Annotated in this window: 16 protein-coding genes; 4 read left to right on the plus strand and 12 right to left on the minus strand. The window is 37.7% G+C overall.

Annotation, left to right across the window (positions count from 1 at the left end; genetic code table 11):
* Positions 1 to 54 precede the first annotated feature (54 nt).
* Positions 55 to 747 carry a PepSY domain-containing protein gene (locus tag EPL02_RS05775; protein WP_094911283.1) on the plus strand — a complete coding sequence of 231 codons (693 nt, stop codon included), beginning with the start codon at positions 55 to 57 and terminating at the stop codon, positions 745 to 747.
* 169 nt (positions 748 to 916) lie between these two features.
* Positions 917 to 1,465 carry a PepSY domain-containing protein gene (locus EPL02_RS05780; RefSeq protein WP_094911282.1) on the plus strand — a complete coding sequence of 183 codons (549 nt, stop codon included), beginning with the start codon at positions 917 to 919 and terminating at the stop codon, positions 1,463 to 1,465.
* 44 nt (positions 1,466 to 1,509) lie between these two features.
* Here EPL02_RS05780 and EPL02_RS05785 read toward each other — a convergent pair whose 3' ends face one another.
* Positions 1,510 to 2,031: a M15 family metallopeptidase gene (locus EPL02_RS05785; RefSeq protein WP_094911281.1), complete on the minus strand. Its 522-nt coding sequence runs from the start codon at positions 2,029 to 2,031 to the stop codon at positions 1,510 to 1,512.
* A gap of 236 nt (positions 2,032 to 2,267) precedes the next feature.
* On the opposite strand from EPL02_RS05785, the gene EPL02_RS05790 reads away from it, so the two are divergent.
* Complete coding sequence (locus tag EPL02_RS05790) at positions 2,268 to 2,933, plus strand: hypothetical protein (protein WP_131887228.1); 666 nt, start codon at positions 2,268 to 2,270, stop codon at positions 2,931 to 2,933.
* 28 nt (positions 2,934 to 2,961) lie between these two features.
* On the opposite strand, the gene EPL02_RS05795 is transcribed toward EPL02_RS05790, so the two are convergent.
* Together EPL02_RS05795 and EPL02_RS05800 are read right to left on the minus strand one after the other, a co-directional pair.
* Positions 2,962 to 3,963 (minus strand): NAD(P)H-dependent flavin oxidoreductase, encoded by a 1,002-nt coding sequence (locus tag EPL02_RS05795; protein WP_094911279.1) that lies wholly within the window; start codon positions 3,961 to 3,963, stop codon positions 2,962 to 2,964.
* Between the two features lie 124 nt (positions 3,964 to 4,087).
* On the minus strand, positions 4,088 to 5,152 hold the full coding sequence (locus EPL02_RS05800) for a lactonase family protein (RefSeq protein ID WP_131887229.1): 1,065 nt from the start codon (positions 5,150 to 5,152) through the stop codon (positions 4,088 to 4,090).
* A 230-nt stretch (positions 5,153 to 5,382) separates the two neighbouring features.
* On the opposite strand from EPL02_RS05800, the gene map reads away from it, so the two are divergent.
* Positions 5,383 to 6,129 (plus strand): type I methionyl aminopeptidase, encoded by a 747-nt coding sequence (gene map / locus EPL02_RS05805; RefSeq protein ID WP_094911277.1) that lies wholly within the window; start codon positions 5,383 to 5,385, stop codon positions 6,127 to 6,129.
* Between the two features lie 32 nt (positions 6,130 to 6,161).
* Here map and EPL02_RS05810 read toward each other — a convergent pair whose 3' ends face one another.
* From EPL02_RS05810 to EPL02_RS05850, 9 genes are all read right to left on the minus strand, one after another.
* Complete coding sequence (locus EPL02_RS05810; protein ID WP_165932520.1) at positions 6,162 to 7,958, minus strand: sensor histidine kinase; 1,797 nt, start codon at positions 7,956 to 7,958, stop codon at positions 6,162 to 6,164.
* Positions 7,959 to 8,005: 47 nt separating this feature from the next.
* Entirely contained in the window at positions 8,006 to 8,977 is a 972-nt protein-coding gene (locus tag EPL02_RS05815) for a BMP family ABC transporter substrate-binding protein (protein ID WP_094911275.1), read from the minus strand.
* A 170-nt stretch (positions 8,978 to 9,147) separates the two neighbouring features.
* Complete coding sequence (locus EPL02_RS05820) at positions 9,148 to 9,378, minus strand: excisionase family DNA-binding protein (RefSeq protein ID WP_094911274.1); 231 nt, start codon at positions 9,376 to 9,378, stop codon at positions 9,148 to 9,150.
* Between the two features lie 71 nt (positions 9,379 to 9,449).
* Positions 9,450 to 10,139, minus strand: coding sequence for a pseudouridine synthase (locus tag EPL02_RS05825; RefSeq protein ID WP_094911273.1), 690 nt, complete (start codon positions 10,137 to 10,139; stop codon positions 9,450 to 9,452).
* Between the two features lie 119 nt (positions 10,140 to 10,258).
* Positions 10,259 to 11,080 (minus strand): phosphate ABC transporter ATP-binding protein PstB, encoded by an 822-nt coding sequence (gene pstB, locus EPL02_RS05830; protein ID WP_094911272.1) that lies wholly within the window; start codon positions 11,078 to 11,080, stop codon positions 10,259 to 10,261.
* Positions 11,081 to 11,095: 15 nt separating this feature from the next.
* Complete coding sequence (gene pstA / locus EPL02_RS05835; RefSeq protein ID WP_094911271.1) at positions 11,096 to 11,923, minus strand: phosphate ABC transporter permease PstA; 828 nt, start codon at positions 11,921 to 11,923, stop codon at positions 11,096 to 11,098.
* A 1-nt stretch (position 11,924) separates the two neighbouring features.
* Positions 11,925 to 12,839 (minus strand): phosphate ABC transporter permease subunit PstC, encoded by a 915-nt coding sequence (gene pstC / locus EPL02_RS05840; RefSeq protein WP_094911270.1) that lies wholly within the window; start codon positions 12,837 to 12,839, stop codon positions 11,925 to 11,927.
* 35 nt (positions 12,840 to 12,874) lie between these two features.
* Positions 12,875 to 13,717: a phosphate ABC transporter substrate-binding protein gene (locus tag EPL02_RS05845; protein ID WP_131887230.1), complete on the minus strand. Its 843-nt coding sequence runs from the start codon at positions 13,715 to 13,717 to the stop codon at positions 12,875 to 12,877.
* A 362-nt stretch (positions 13,718 to 14,079) separates the two neighbouring features.
* On the minus strand, positions 14,080 to 15,894 hold the full coding sequence (locus EPL02_RS05850) for an ABC transporter ATP-binding protein (protein ID WP_131887255.1): 1,815 nt from the start codon (positions 15,892 to 15,894) through the stop codon (positions 14,080 to 14,082).
* Positions 15,895 to 15,928: the final 34 nt, after the last annotated feature.

The raw sequence follows: 15,928 nt of genomic DNA on the forward strand, positions 1-15,928 counted from the left end.
TTATTTTAACTTCATTATCATAAACCAATGAGATAATCAGCTGGAGGTGATACTATGAAACGAACACTGATTATGGTTTTAAGCGCGCTTGCTGTGGCCATCGGAATTTGGTACTGGGTAACAGCTTTAAACAATACCAGTGCTTCTTCTTTATCAGAAAGCGACGTACAAAGCCTCGTTAAGCAAAAATACGAAGGTCAGATTGATCGAATACAAAAAGTAGACAATCAGTTTCACGTACAGCTTACCAATCAAAACAATACGTATGAAATCATGGTTGATAGAGCTTCTGGTGACATTATCGATTTTTCAAAAGTCAGTGAATCAACGAACGAAGAGAAACCTCGTGCACAGCTCACTCAGGAGCAAGCAAAAAAGAAAGCAGCGGAACGTGTACAAGGTACTGTGGAAAACGTAAAAGAAAGCAATGACCACTATGATATAACAATTAAGAATAATGGCGGCACTCATATTGTGAAAGTCAATCGTTCAGATGGTTCAATCGCAAACGTCTCTACTGCTCAGGAAAATGAACAGTTAACCACTCTTATCAGCAAAGAAGGAGCCAAAAAAATTGCGCTAGAAAAAGTAAAGGGCACCATTTCATCGGTGGAGCTAGAAGATGATGACGATGAGCTTTTATATGAAGTAGAAATTGATCAAAGCCCAAGTGAAGAAGCAACTGTACTTATCGATGCCTATTCTGGTGAAATCGTATCAATTCAGTTTGAGACAGACGATGATTAAAGGCTTATCCTGCTAGTTTTGTAGCACGGATAAGCTTTTTTCTATGAATTATGAGAGCATTTCCTCAAAAACTATCCGATTTCTCATCAAATTCTAATCTTTCTCTCCTTTTCCTTTAATCTTCGCTGGATAAGATAAGGATGTAAACAAAACAAGGAGGTTATTGATTATGAAACTTGCGGCAACGTTATTAACGGGAACTTTAGTTTTAGGTGGATTAGGCGCTGGTGCTTACGCTATGACAGATAAACAGCCTTTACAATCCGTATCGGCCAACTCAACAACGATTTCAGAAGAGCAAGCAAAAGAAATTGCGCTAGAACAAACAAATGGTGGTAACATTACAAAGATGAGCGTGGATACAGATGATAGAACGAAAAAATATGAATTTGAAATTATAAATGGTGAGTTGGAATACGATGTGGACGTTGATTTTAACTCTGGAAAAGTAGTAGAGTTTGATCAAGAACGCTTAGATAGCGATGATGACGATGACCGTGATGGCGAGATAAGCATTGAAGAAGCTAAATTTTCATTAGAGGAAGCAACAAAAGTAGCACTAAAAGAGCAAGCTGGAACCATTGTTGAAACAGAGTTAGACCGCGACGATCATCAGCTGCACTATGAGATTGAAATTCACACTGACGATAACCGTGAAGTCAATGTTGATATTGACGCTATTAACGGAAACATATTAAAGGTTGAGTGGGACGATTAATCCCTCTTTTATATAGAAGCGCGCTTAGTTTTATTCTAAGCGCGTTATTTTATATCTTCAGGCCTTAATTGAAAATGAGGATAATCCTTAAATCCTTGCCAGTCTCCTCCCCACTCAAAGCCAAGTTTTTTACCAATTTCAGCTACTTCCATCCAGTCAGATTTACCATTACCATTGCCGTCATACTCCATGTCCCAAATAATATCGCCATTATCGACTCGCAACGCAAAATCAATCGCTAAACCGTAGTTATGATAAGATTCGCCACCTTTTGAGTACGTGACAATCTGCCCTTCGGTCGTTCGGCCACGGGCATAAAGTTCGTCTTGTTCTTCAAATGAGCGAAAGCCATCCGTAATGACAACATCTATTCCCTGTGCTTTTGCTTTTTCGATAAGCTGATCTCTTTTTTCGGCTACATCGGGATGAAGGTCTGTTGCGTCTTTAAACTCACTTAAACTGGGACCAAAAGGAGAAATAGGCCAATTTTTTTGAACAAAAAAGATTAATCCATACGCAATAATGCCGATTAATAGCAACTTAAGAATTGTCTCTACCGCATTCATGTTTTTATTTATGCTCCTTGCCTATACATGTAATAAATTAAGAATAAGCATAGTATACTCAGCAACGAATGAAAAGAAATTCACTCTTGGAAATATGCTCCTCTCATCTTTTTTAAATCTTTTTGCTACTTTCACCATTTTTTCACTATTGCTGGTTACATTATCAAATGTGAACAACATACTTCTCATATGTTGTTCCTTCATCGGGGAACTTAACATAAAAAGGAGTGAAAAAAATGAACAAGAAGTGGCTTGGCTATGTGTTGGCCAGCAGTTTAACTCTCGGCGCAGTAGCAGCGGTAAACACACCTGTGTTTGCGGCAACAAAAGACAATGTGGGCGAAAATACAATCGTTCAGCGAACAAATCACTATAAAGAAGACGTTCAGCTAGATGCCGAAACGCAAGAAAAAGTCGATGTAGTTATGAACGAGGCAAAAACAAAATTAGAAAAGCTCGGTGTGGTATTTCCCGAGAAAAAAGATCACCCTTTCCACAACTTAACGAAAGAGCAAAAAGAACAGTTTCACAACATTATGGAACAAGTAAAAGATGGTTCTTTAACAAAAGAAGAAGCCTATACTAAGTTAAAAGAGCAAGGTATTAACCTACCTAAAAAAATGCATAAACACCCGCTTTCTAATTTAACTGAAGAGCAAAAAGAGCAAGCGAAAAAGATTATGAATCAAATTAAAGAAGGTTCCATTACGAAAAAAGGAGGTATTGAAAAGCTTAAAGAGCTTGGAATCACTTTCCCAGAACGTGAAGGGCATCTATTACAAGGATTAACAGATGAACAGAAAGTAGAAGCAAGAGCAATTTTACAAGAAACAAAAGAGAAAGTAGAAGATTTAGGTGGAAACTTTCATCATGAAAAGCATAAGCATTTTGTCCAATCGTAAAAACAGAGGCTGATCAAGCCTCTGTTTTTTACATCATTAAGGACCGTACGACCTCTTGGGCTGAGCACTCTTTTACTTTATTGTGACCAATACCCGCCCAAAGGGAAAGATAATTTGCCTCCCCTTGCTTAGCAGCCTTTTTCCGAAGCGGCTGGGTCATATAGTGAACGTGCGGATAGGCTGCTGGAGCGGAGTCAGTATGGGAAAGCAAAAATGTATTTGCCAAACCTCTAGCACGCCTGCCTGTAAAAGCTCGGGTAATGGCCGTCTCTTTGTACGTTTTATTTAATAATGCTTTCTTATAGGTAGAGTTCGCCCCACTTTCCTTACAACAAAGAAAAGCTGTTCCTACTTGAACGGCACTAGCCCCAGCATTCAATACTACCTCTACACCATCTTTGTCCATAATTCCACCGGCAGCAATAAGCGGCAAGCTAGACTGCTTTTTTACAAGATCTATGAGCTCTAAAATTCCATAGTCTTCTTCTTTCCCTTCTTGATTGTTAAAGCTTCCGCGATGGCCACCCGCTTCAATTCCCTGCAAGCAAAGTGCATCCGCCCCTGCTTCAGCTGCCAGCTTCGCTTCTTTTGGTGTTGTTATCGTTACGATAACGACGGTTCCTTTCGTCTGCAATGTTCGAATAACATTTTTTTCTGGACAGCCAAACGTAAAACTAACTAATGGAACAGGATGATTTGCTAAGAGCATAAGTTTATCCTTCCATTCATCGTCATGGTATCTTGGAACACCTATTTCTTCCTGCAACGTAACTGCCGTACTTTTTATACGCTCTTCATACTGTTTGAGGTCATAGTTTCCTTCTTCTTCTGGTACAAATAAATTAACGCCAAATACACCGGGTTGTTGCTTTTGCAGCTGTTCTATTTCTTCTTTTAAAGCAGATGTTGTTTTATAACCTCCGGCAAGAAAGCCCACTCCTCCAGCTTTGCAAACAGCAGCAGCCAGCTTAGGTGTAGATACTCCTCCTGCCATCGGTGCCTGAATTAATGGATATTTGCTGTTAAACATTAATCATTTCACCCTCTCTCTAACGTTACACTCTCCATGTTCTTTACTATCCTCTACGTTTCCTGTTGATAAGCAGAAAAACCTATCTGCTTAAGCAGATAGGTTTTTCAAAAAACAAGTTAATTTATACATTTAAAAACTTTACGCAAACCGCGTATGGTACATCAACAATTGAGTCTACGAACGTTAACTTGCCAGTTTCTTCATTTCGTTCAAACAACACTAAGTTTCCAGTCTCTTGATTAGATGCCACAATAAATTGTTCCGTTGGATCTAATACGAAATCACGTGGCCAGTCTCCTTTTGTATCCGTCCACTCAACAAACGTAAGTTCATGGCCGTCGTTACTAACAGCAAACGTTGCAATAGTATTATGCCCACGGTTTCCAGCATAGACGAAACGGCCATCTGATGAGATATGAACCGCACTTCCTTGGCTATTTTCAGTAAAATCTGCTGGTAAGGTTGCAATTGCTTGTAGTTGTGTAAAGCTCCCATCTTGCGCGTTATATTCTAACACTAACACTTCATTGCTTAGCTCTGTCATCACATACGCATACTTGCCATTTGGATGGAACGTTAAATGTCTTGGTCCAGCGCCAGGTGACGTGTTAAACGTTTGAGCTTTTGTTAATTTCCCTTCTTCTCCAACAGCATACGTGATGATTTCATCTGTGCCAAGATCCACCGCTACAGCGTACTTACCGTCTGGCGTAAAGTCTGAATAGTGAGCGTGTGGCTTTTCTTGACGATCTTTGTTCGGGCCTTCTCCTTCATGTTGCATAACTGAAGCAGCTGGCCACACTTCTCCGCTTTGAGAAGAAGTTACGTATGATTCAATACTTCCTCGATGATAATTAGCAGTTAACACCTGGTCATTGTTATCGTTAACTGCCACATAACACGGTGAAGGTCCTTCAAGCATTTGGTTATTAACAAACGTTAAATCGCCGTTTTCAGGATTGATTTTGTAAGAAGCTACGCCTCCTTTATCTCCCTCTTTTACAACAGCATATAAGTATTCATTGTTCTTGCTAATATTCACATATGTAGGGTTATCAATTTTAGCTACTGCTCGTACATCTCTTAATTCCTTTTTCTCTGCATCAAATGTAAATGTGTAAACTCCTTCACTTGAACCTTTTGTATACGTTCCAACGTAACCGGTAAACGTTTTTCCTCGAGTCATCGCTGCATACCCTCCTAAATTATTGATTCTATCTTTTAACTATATCATAACTATAGCGCAAGTCTCATTTTTACTCTCCCCTGAATGATCTTTTTACAAACATGAAAATCAAGCGGGTTTCTTGCTTTTTTAGTTTAGGGAGCGTTATCATAAAATTTGGATTAAACTTAGTTTGGATTTTTAAATCCATTTTAGATATAGAGAATGTACACTCAAAAGGAGGAGTTTACTTGATTTCATTAAAAAGTGAACGCGAAATCAACTTAATGCATGAAGCAGGTAAGTTATTAGCTCAATGTCATAAAGAGATTGAACAAATGATTAAACCAGGTATTACAACGCATCAAATTGATCAATTTGTTGAAAGCTTTTTAGAAAAACACGCTGCTACGCCAGAGCAAAAGGGATATAAAGGATACCAGTTCGCCACATGTGCATCGCTGAACGATGAGATTTGTCACGGCTTTCCAACGAAGCAACCTCTAAAAAGTGGAGATATTGTGACTATCGATATGGTGGTTAACTTAAATGGTGCTTTAGCCGATTCAGCATGGACTCATAAAGTCGGGGAAATCTCTGATGAAGCAAAGCGCTTGATGGATGTAACGTACAACGCATTATATAAAGGTATAGAGCAAGCACAGGTAGGAAATCGCACAGGTGATATTGGGTATGCTATCCAATCTTATGTGGAAGGAGAAGGCTTTTCCGTTGTTCGTGACTTTACTGGACACGGCATTGGTAACACAATGCATGAGGAACCAACCATTTTTCACTATGGCAAACCTGGGAAAGGACCTCGTTTAAAAGAAGGAATGGTTATTACAATTGAACCAATGGTAAACGTAGGAACTTGGCAATCCAAAATGGATAAAAACGGATGGACAGCGCGTACAACAGATGGAAAACTATCTGCGCAGTACGAGCATACCATTGCAATTACGAAAGAGGGGCCGGTTATTTTAACCGAACAATAAATTAAAAGACTGCCTGAACATCAGGCAGTCTTTTAATTTATTGGCAACGTCAGCATAAACGTTGTTCCTTTTTCAGATGTTTCCACTAATTCAATATCTCCACCGTGATTTTGAAGAATTGTCTTTACAATGGTCAAACCTAATCCCGTGCCGTTTTCCTTCGATGTATTAAACGGATGAAAGATATTCTTTTGAACCTCTTCTGGGATGCCCGTGCCACTATCTTTTAGATAAATGCAGTATTGATTTCTCTTCACCATTCCGGTGATTTCCATCCTACCGGCCCCGTTCATAGCTTCTAAGCTATTTCGTAGCAAATTATGAACCACTTGCTTTATTTGTTTATCATCAATCCAAACCATTGCTTTTTCCATCTGTACTTGAACCATAAAGGATTGATTATTAGCGGTAATGAACGAAATAATCTCTTCTAATACATAATCAATTCTCTTTGCTTTCATAACGGGTGCTCCTGGTTTTGCAAGCATCAGCATTTCTTCTACAATTGAATTAATTCGCTCAAGCTCTTTAAGCAATAGCTCAACCTGAAACGACTTTCGATCCTCTATAGAAAGTCCGTGGTTCATAAGTGATAAAAAGCCATGAATAACCGCTAGTGGATTACGAATTTCATGAGCTGCTCCTGCAGCTAATTCTCCTACTAATGCTAGTTTCTCTGATTGATGCATTCGACGTTCTAACTGCTGCGTATCAGTGATATCAATGAAATGAAAAATCCGACCGACCACATTGTTTTCATCATTCACTAGCTGTGATTGAGAAACCAGCAGGCAGCGTTCTTCTTGGTTTAGCTGGTACGTTACTTTTTGATGTCTTTTTACTTTTTTCTCACGTAAAATACGCCAAAATGCTTCGTTCTCGTTTCCTTCATGATATAAAGCATGCTGAACATCGCTTAAGCTAATCATTAACATCTTTTTTACTGCTCCATTTAAGAAAAGATGATTATTGTAATGATCAACTGTAATAATACCAACAGGCAATGAGTTTAATATTTGCTCACGGTATGTCTTCTCTGACGTTATCTTATGAAAAGACTCAGAAAGATTTTGAGACATCTTGTTGATTGATTTGCTTAGTCTAAGAAACTCGACTTGCTGCTCTTCTTCTAGTCGTAATCCGTATTCACCATCAGCAATCCGATTGACTCGTGCAGCCATGCTTTCCACAGGTTTGGTCAACATTCTGCTCATACGGTAGGAAATAAAAATTGACAAGAATACAATGACAACCATTGAAATTAATAATCCAATTAGTGCATTCCGAATAATAAGCGGCAAATCACTGGACAGTTCACCTAAGGAATTTGATACATCTTTCTTTTGATCATGAATCTCACCTTGTACTTTATATAGCTGAGGCAAATAAACCTCTTCAAGATAAGTGGAAACTGCTTCTTGATCTCCGTAATCAATTAACCCTGCAACATTATTATTCATTTGAAAATCAAGCAGTTCAATTTGCTCTTTCAATTGTTGGAGCGATGCTGGAAAAGCCAATTTATCATTTTCTACTTTTCTTATTGCGTGATTACCATATTGCTTATATTCTGTTACTACGCTTGCACAGCAATTATCTCTTTCTAGATTGTTTGAAACAATATATTGCTTAACATGAAGCTCTTCGTCCCAATGAGAAAGCCAAACTAACTCTGGAATTTCTTCATTTTTTAATCTTTGGCTAACATGACTCAAATCATCGATTGAATATACAAAAATAAACGACAGGCTGCTCAACAACAAGGCAATAACCAAGAGTGAACTCAGGATTTTACTCCGAAACGAAAGCTTACTTATCACATTCTTCATAATCATCTCTTTCTTTGTATACTTTCTATATTGCTAGCTTCCTGCTACTATTCTTCTATGCTATTCTCGATTGCTCTCTTCTCTTTTTCTGTGTACATAGGACCAAAAGGAGCAAGTCGGTACACACCATCATTCTCATCTAATACGACCGTGCCTGATGGTAAACCGCTTTCGCTAAAATAATCCTCCATAATGGAGCTATAAGACTCTGGTACATCATTAATAACGCTTGTTAGTACTTGATTCTCTCCCATATACGATTGATCATCAAGATAACCTATAACATAAATTCCTTTTTCTTTAGCTGTACTAATAATATCTCGATTATATGAATTTCCTTTAGCATAAATGACGTCGACTCCTTGGTCTACTAATTCATTCATTAACTCAACAGCCTTTTTACTATCATCTCGGCTATTTACCACTCGGTAAAAGAATTCAATATCCTCATCCGCCGTCATCAATCCATTTTCAAAGCCTTTGTTTTTCTCACGAGCTTCAAATGCATCGATAAGGCCTACCTTGTTACTACTTGTTTTAAAACTAGCCGCAACTCCTGCTCCATATTCAGTTTGATATTGATCAAACGTATAGACTGTTTGGTTGGAATGTTCAGCGGTACCGTGTATTGTAACGAAGTGAACATGTGGATAAGAGGTTGCTAATTTATTAAAAAAAGGAGAGAACTCTCTTCCATGACCAATAATGACTTCGGCTTTTTCTTCAACTGCAGCCTGAACAGCATTTTCTACCTTTTGTTTACTATCAAGCTGACTGTAAACATTTGCAATGACGGGGAATTCATTCTCAATTTTCACTTTCCCTTTATAGGCTAAACTTCCCCAGCTCTGATCTATAATAGCATCACTAGTTAAAATCGCCACATGTTTTTTTTCAGCTGGTTCTGCACCTTGATTATGTAAAATCCCTTGTGCTTTTAGCATAATAACAGCAAAAAGAATGAAAAAGAACAGCACCGCAATAAAGATAATTATTTTTGATTGTTTTGCTTGTTCCAATATAATTCTCCTTTTTCAACTTCTTCCTTTATTATACAAAAAATAAACCCTTAAAAACTACATTTTCAGTCATTTTTTTTCTTTTTTCGACATTTTTTGCGCATATCAGTACTAAAATGCTCCTTTTTAGTAGCTGAAACGTATTTAATCATCTTTGAAAAGAGTGAGGACTAATCTTCGTCTTTTACATCCATGTCTTCTGGAATAGGCTCACTTAAATATTCTTCCATCTGCTTTTTATATTTTTCAAGCTGTTCAAAATGCGTATTAAATTGTTCTTTGTTTATTACGTATTGTTCACCGTCAAAAACAGTACGAATCTTCCCCTGCTGAATAAGACTTTCAATATATTGCTCAGGTAAGGATAAATATTCAGCTGCTTCTGTTATTGTTAAATACATTTTTTATTCCTTCTTTCAAATAATAACTTACTTCTAGAATACCACGTTTAAAAGGAAAGAGCTTCAATAAGTCATTGAAGCTCTTTCAATAGTTCATTTAATTCTTGCTGGGACAGCTCTCTCCAAACCCCCGCTTCTAAATTTCCTAGGTGAATATTCATAATACGAATCCGCTGCAGACGCTCAACTCGGTAACCTAATGCTTTACACATTCTTCTAATCTGTCGATTAAGTCCTTGAGTTAAAATAATTTTAAACACATTGTCACTTATTTTTTCGATTTTGCACGGCTTAGTTATGGTATTTAAAATCTCAACACCGCTTTCCATTTGTAACACGAACTGCTCTGTAATTATTTTATCCACTGTAACAACATACTCTTTTTCATGACCATGCTCTGATCGAAGAATCTTGTTGAAAATATCACCGTCATTTGTCATTAAAATAAGCCCTTCGGAAGCTTTATCCAGGCGGCCAACAGGAAAGATTCGCGTTGGATAATTTACAAAATCAATAATATTTCCTTCTACTTCTTTAGCTGCTGTACACGTAATACCCACCGGCTTATGAAGCGCTAAATAAACCGACTGTTCCTTACAAGGAATAGGTCTTCCATCAATCAAAACTTCATCATGCTCTGCTACCATTGTATTCTTATCACTCACGGTTCCGTTAACCGTTACTCTACCTTCTATGAGTAAGCGATTTGTTTGCCTTCTCGAACAAAAACCTGTTTCGCTAATATACTTTTGAATTCTCATCTTCTACTCGCTTTCTCTACCTTTTTCTTTATTTTAGAGAATTTCTCGATGGAAATCACCAATCTTTCAACAAAAAAATCCCGGGAAATAAATTCCCTAGGATTTTTCCACGTGTATAATTAGCCGAATCGACCAGTAATATAATCTTCCGTTCGTTTATCTTCAGGAATTGAAAAAAGTTTATCTGTAGAGCTGTATTCAACTACCTCACCATTTAAGAAAAAGGCGGTTTTATCTGAGATACGAGCAGCTTGTTGCATGTTATGAGTAACAATGATAATTGTATAATCTTTTTTCATCTGAGCAATTAGCTCTTCTACTTTTAAAGTAGAAATTGGATCTAAAGCTGAAGTTGGTTCATCCATTAAGATTACATCCGGCTTCATAGCGATAGCACGCGCAATACAAACACGCTGTTGCTGCCCGCCTGATAAACCAAGTGCTGAAGTCTTTAAGCGATCTTTTACCTCATCCCAAATTGCAGCGCCGCGCAAGCTCTCTTCCACTATTTTGTTTAGCTCTTTTTTATTTTTAATCCCGTGCATTCTTGGCCCATACGCCACATTATCATAAATGCTCATTGGAAATAGGTTTGCTTTTTGAAACACCATTCCTACTTTTGTTCTTAGCTTAATTACGTCGCTTGACTCATAAATGTTTTCGTTATCAATAATTACTTCTCCGTTAATTTTTACGCTGTCTATTAAGTCATTCATCCGATTTAATGTACGCAAAAACGTTGACTTTCCGCACCCAGATGGACCGATAAATGCGGTAACTTCTTTTTCTTTAATATCAAGAGAAACAGAGTAAAGTGCTTGTTTTTCTCCATAAAACAAATTTAAATCCCTTACGCTAATCTTTGTCTTCTTATCAGAATGACCCTCGTTTCCTAACACCTTTGTTTTGCTATCCTTCTGACGATCAATAGTTATATTCATCATTCGACTCCTCTCTTAATAGTCGGCTTTATTTAGCTTTTTAGATATAAAAGTCGTTGCAAAGTTCAACACTAAAATGACCACAATCAATACAATTCCAATTGCTGCGGCAAGCTCAATATCTCCAGATTCTTGCGTAACTAAGTACGAGTGAACGGTTAATGTTCTAGCTGAAGAAAATATACTCTCTGGCAGTGCAGCTACCGTTCCTGCTGTTAAGAAAATTGCTGCTGACTCACCAACGATACGACCGATCGAAAGGATGATACCAGATAGTATACCGGGCATAGCGCTCGGTAAAATTACTTTATATAAAGTTTGTAACTTTGTTGTACCTAGAGCTAATGATCCTTCGCGATATGAGCGTGGCACAACTTTTAATGCTTCTTCCGTTGTTCGAATAATAACTGGTAAAACAATAATGGTAAGCGTTAAAGAAGCCGAAATAATCGACATACCTAGCTTTAACGTCGTCACAAAGAATACTGCACCAAACAAACCGTAAATAATGGACGGGATTCCCGTTAAGCTTTCCGTAGCAAAGCGAATGACTCTAACTAGCTTTCCTTGTTTTGCGTATTCCTGTAAATATACAGCAGCCAAGATTCCAATTGGTGTTGCAATTAGTAATGAAATAACAATTGTATAAATTGTTGCGACAACCATTGGCCAAATCCCACCGTCATGTCCTGAAGGTGAATAATCGCCAAAGATAAAATCAATGCTAATTAAGCGATAGCCTTTATAAAAAATATATCCAACGATAGTAACTAGGACGGCAACCGTTAAAAAAGCTGAAAACCAAAGCAGTCCATTTAGTAGATTATCTTTAAACTTCCTCAACTTAGTTACCTCCTTTTGAGCTGATCTTCGCTAATACAAAATTTAATAGTAAAATAAACGAAAACAACACAATCCCTGTAGCAAACAACATCTCTTGATGTGTACCTGCTGCATATCCCATCTCTAGCGCAATGTTAGTTGTTAACGGGCGCACGCTGTCTGTTAAGCTTGATGGAATGATTAAGCTGTTCCCTGCAACTAGTATAACGGCCATTGTTTCTCCGATTGCTCTCCCCATTCCTAGTACGACAGCCGTCATAATACCTGACTTCGCTGCTGGTACTACCACTTTAAAAATCGTGCCAATCTTAGAAACTCCCAGAGCTAGCGACCCTTCACGATACGTTTTTGGCACTGCACGGATTGCCGTTTCAGCTACTGTAACAACCGTTGGTAACATCATAATAGCTAAAACTAAAATGACCGCCAATAAGCTTTGACCTCGAGCTAGCCCCAAATTATTTTGTAAAAAAGGCACAATGACGGCTAATCCAAATACTCCATATAACACAGACGGAATACCTGCTAGGAGCTGAACAGCAGGCGAAACAATTTTCGCTAAGTTTTTAGGTGCAATTTCAGCTAAAAAGATAGCGGTAAATAAAGCAATTGGTACACCAATAATGAGGGCTCCAATCGTAGCAAATACAGATGCTACAATCATAGGAAAGATTCCAAACTTATCTTCACTAGGTACCCAATCTACTCCAAAGAGAAAGTCAATAAAACTGTATCCTTGTGTAAAGAAAGGATGAAACCCTTTATAAAACACAAATCCTATAATTAACACTAGACTGGCTACTGAAAGGAGGGCACAGAGCATAAATAGCCTTCCCGACAACTTCTCTAGCATATACTTCATTCGATTCGATTTTTCAACTTCTTGATTTTGCTTTTTAATAGGTAGCGTTGACATACTTCATTCCTCCAAAATTGCTTAAACGTACCGTTTTATTTTAATGGTATTACGCCCGCATCCGATGCAATTTTCTGACCTTCTGGACTTAAGATATAATCAATAAATTTCTGACCTTCTTCACTTAAGTTTTCTGGTTTGTTCACAAACAAAAAAGGTCTTGATAAGCTGTATTTTTGCTGTAACACATTATCTGCTGTTGGCTTTACTCCATTAATATTTAAAGTAGCAACAGACTCATCAATATACTCAAACGAAACAAAGCCTACAGCGTGCTCATTTGTAGCAACTGTCGTTTTAATGTTTCCATTTCCACTCGCAACAATGGCATTTTTGATTAGCTCTCCAGAAGAGTAGCCCACAATTTCTTGAAACGCATCCCTTGAACCTGATCCATCTTCTCGAGAGACAACAACAATTTCCATATCATCTCCACCAAGCTCTTTCCAATTAGTAATTTCACCTGTGAAGATTTTCTTTACTTGTTCCATTGAAAGGTTCTTGACTTTATTTGTAGGATGCGTAATTACCACAATCCCATCGTAAGCAATGATATGTTCTTTTAAGCCGGTTGCTTTTTCTTCTTCTTTTAAGTCACGTGAAGACATCCCAACCTCCGAAACACCGCTTGTTGCGTTGGTAATTCCCGCGGAAGAACCAATTTGATTTATCTCTATGTTAATATTATTTTTCTCTTCATATTTAGCTGCTAGCTTCTCAGCTAAAGGACCAACGGACGTTGAGCCGGAAATTGCTAGTGTGTAATTGCTACCTCCAGATGAATTCTCTGAACTAGTATCAGAAGAACCACACGCTGCCAAAGTAGTAACAAAAGATAGAACAAGTAATCCTATCGCTGTCTTTCTTATAAGCTTCATCTCTAAACCTCCAAGACACTCTATTCGTATTTCTTATAGAGTAAACTGCGCTTGTAAATTTTTATTTCGATTTTTGTAAACGTTTTGTAAATCCTTTAATTAGGTGTAAAAAGTCTAAAAAAATTGTTAATTTTACATTGAAAAATTAACAATAGATATACAAAATATCCATATATTTGATTTTTATTTTAAAGATGAAAAGATTTTCTTATGTCTATCTTTTTTACGAGGTAGATTTTTTATATTATTATCTGTGATGCGGAAAATGTTCATATAAAGTCTTAGAGAAACGGTCTATAAAAAAAGCTCAACATCTGTCTTTATTAAATCAGATGTTGAGCTTTCTACTTTATATGAGTTTATTAGTGACTGAGAGACTTTGGAGTCTTGAATTGATGGTGAATCATACGATAGTAGACCCCTTCTTTATTCATCAACTCATCATGATTACCTTTTTCTTTAATGTTGCCATTTTCAATAAACATAATTGTATCTGCATGACGAATAGTGTTTAATCTATGGGCGATAATAAAGCTAGTTTTCCCTTGTAAGATGGTGCGTAGTGCCTCCTGAATGTACAATTCGGTTCGCGTATCAATATTACTGGTTGCTTCGTCCAGTATAAGCATTGATGGATTTGAAAGCAGCACTCTGGATATAGCAAGCAGCTGCTTTTGCCCTTGGCTCAGATTATCACCGTTTTCCGCTAGCTTAGTCTCATACCCTTTTGGCAGTTGATTAATGAAGTAATCTGCATTCGCTACTTTAGCCGCTTCTTTTACTTCTTGTTCACTTGCTTCTGAATTTCCGTATCGAATGTTGTCCATAATGGTTCCTGAAAATAAATATGTATCTTGAAGCACGATACCAAAGCATTTTCTCAGACTTTCTCTCGTGTAGTTCCGAATATCGATTCCATCAATTAAAATTTGCCCTTCAGAAATCTCATAGAACCTTGTGAGTAAATTAATAATAGTTGTTTTTCCAGCTCCAGTTGTTCCAACTAAAGCCGTGCTACTGCCTGCTTCTGCCCTAAAGCTAATATTTTTTAAAATAAATGCATCATCGCTGTAACCAAAGCTCACATTTTTAAATTCCACAATCCCTTTTGGGTTTGTTAAATCAATGGCATTCTTAGGGTCTGCATCTTCTTCTTTGCTATCTAACACGTCAAATACTCGTTCAGCACCGGCCACGCCAGACTGGAGAGTGTTAAAGATATTCGCAAGATCATTTAACGGACGTACAAATTGGCGCGAGTAGGTGATAAAACTTGCAATTAAGCCTACTGTAATGAGCTCATTAATAGCTAAATATCCCCCCACAACAGCAATAACCATAAAGCCAAAATTATTAATTACGTTCATCATCGGCATTAAAAATCCTGACCATATTTGTGCCTTTATACCAACTTCTCTCAGTCTCGTATTCACTTCTTCAAAGCGATGAATGGACTTTTCTTCATAATTATAGGCTTTAACAACCTCCAAACCAGTGATCATCTCTTCAACATGCCCATTAAGCATGCCTAGCTCTTTTTGTTGCTCTTTAAATAACACTTTCGTTTTTCTAGCAATCGACTTTGTTAAAAGAAACATTAAAGGAATAGTAATAAGACTTGCTAGCGTGAGTAACGGACTTAAGACTAACATCATCACTAATGACCCTATTAAAATAATTACACCAGACATGAGCTGCGTAATAGACTGAGAAATTGACGTGCTGACGTTATCAATATCGTTTGCTAATCGGCTCATCATTTCTCCATGTGTGCGTGAGTCAAAAAAGGCCACAGGTAGACTTTGCAGCTTACCAAACAAATGCTGTCTTAATCTTTTAACCATTCGTCCAATAATTCCGGCCATCATCCAGCCCTGTGAAAAATTTAATAGAGAGCTTGTGATGTACGCAACCAAAAGCGTCACTATCATGGTATTGAGCACGCTAAACGAAACAGATTCCGTCAGCGCCATCGTATCTACCGCTTTCCCAATTAAAAATGGAACGAACAGCACGATGATGGAGTCCATCATCGTCAACAGAAAAACAGTCGCCAAAAGCCCTTTATCTTCTCCAAAATAAGACCAGAGCCTCTTCATCGTTCCTTTAAAATCTTTCGGTTTTATCACTGGCCGTTGAAAGCGAGCCGCTCCTCCGCCACCCTGGCGGCCAGGCATAAGAGGTGCGCTATCCTTTTTCACTTCTTGATTG

It is taken from the genome of Bacillus sp. CBEL-1, assembly GCF_004348885.1.
GTDB lineage: Bacteria > Bacillota > Bacilli > Bacillales > Bacillaceae_H > Priestia > Priestia aryabhattai_A.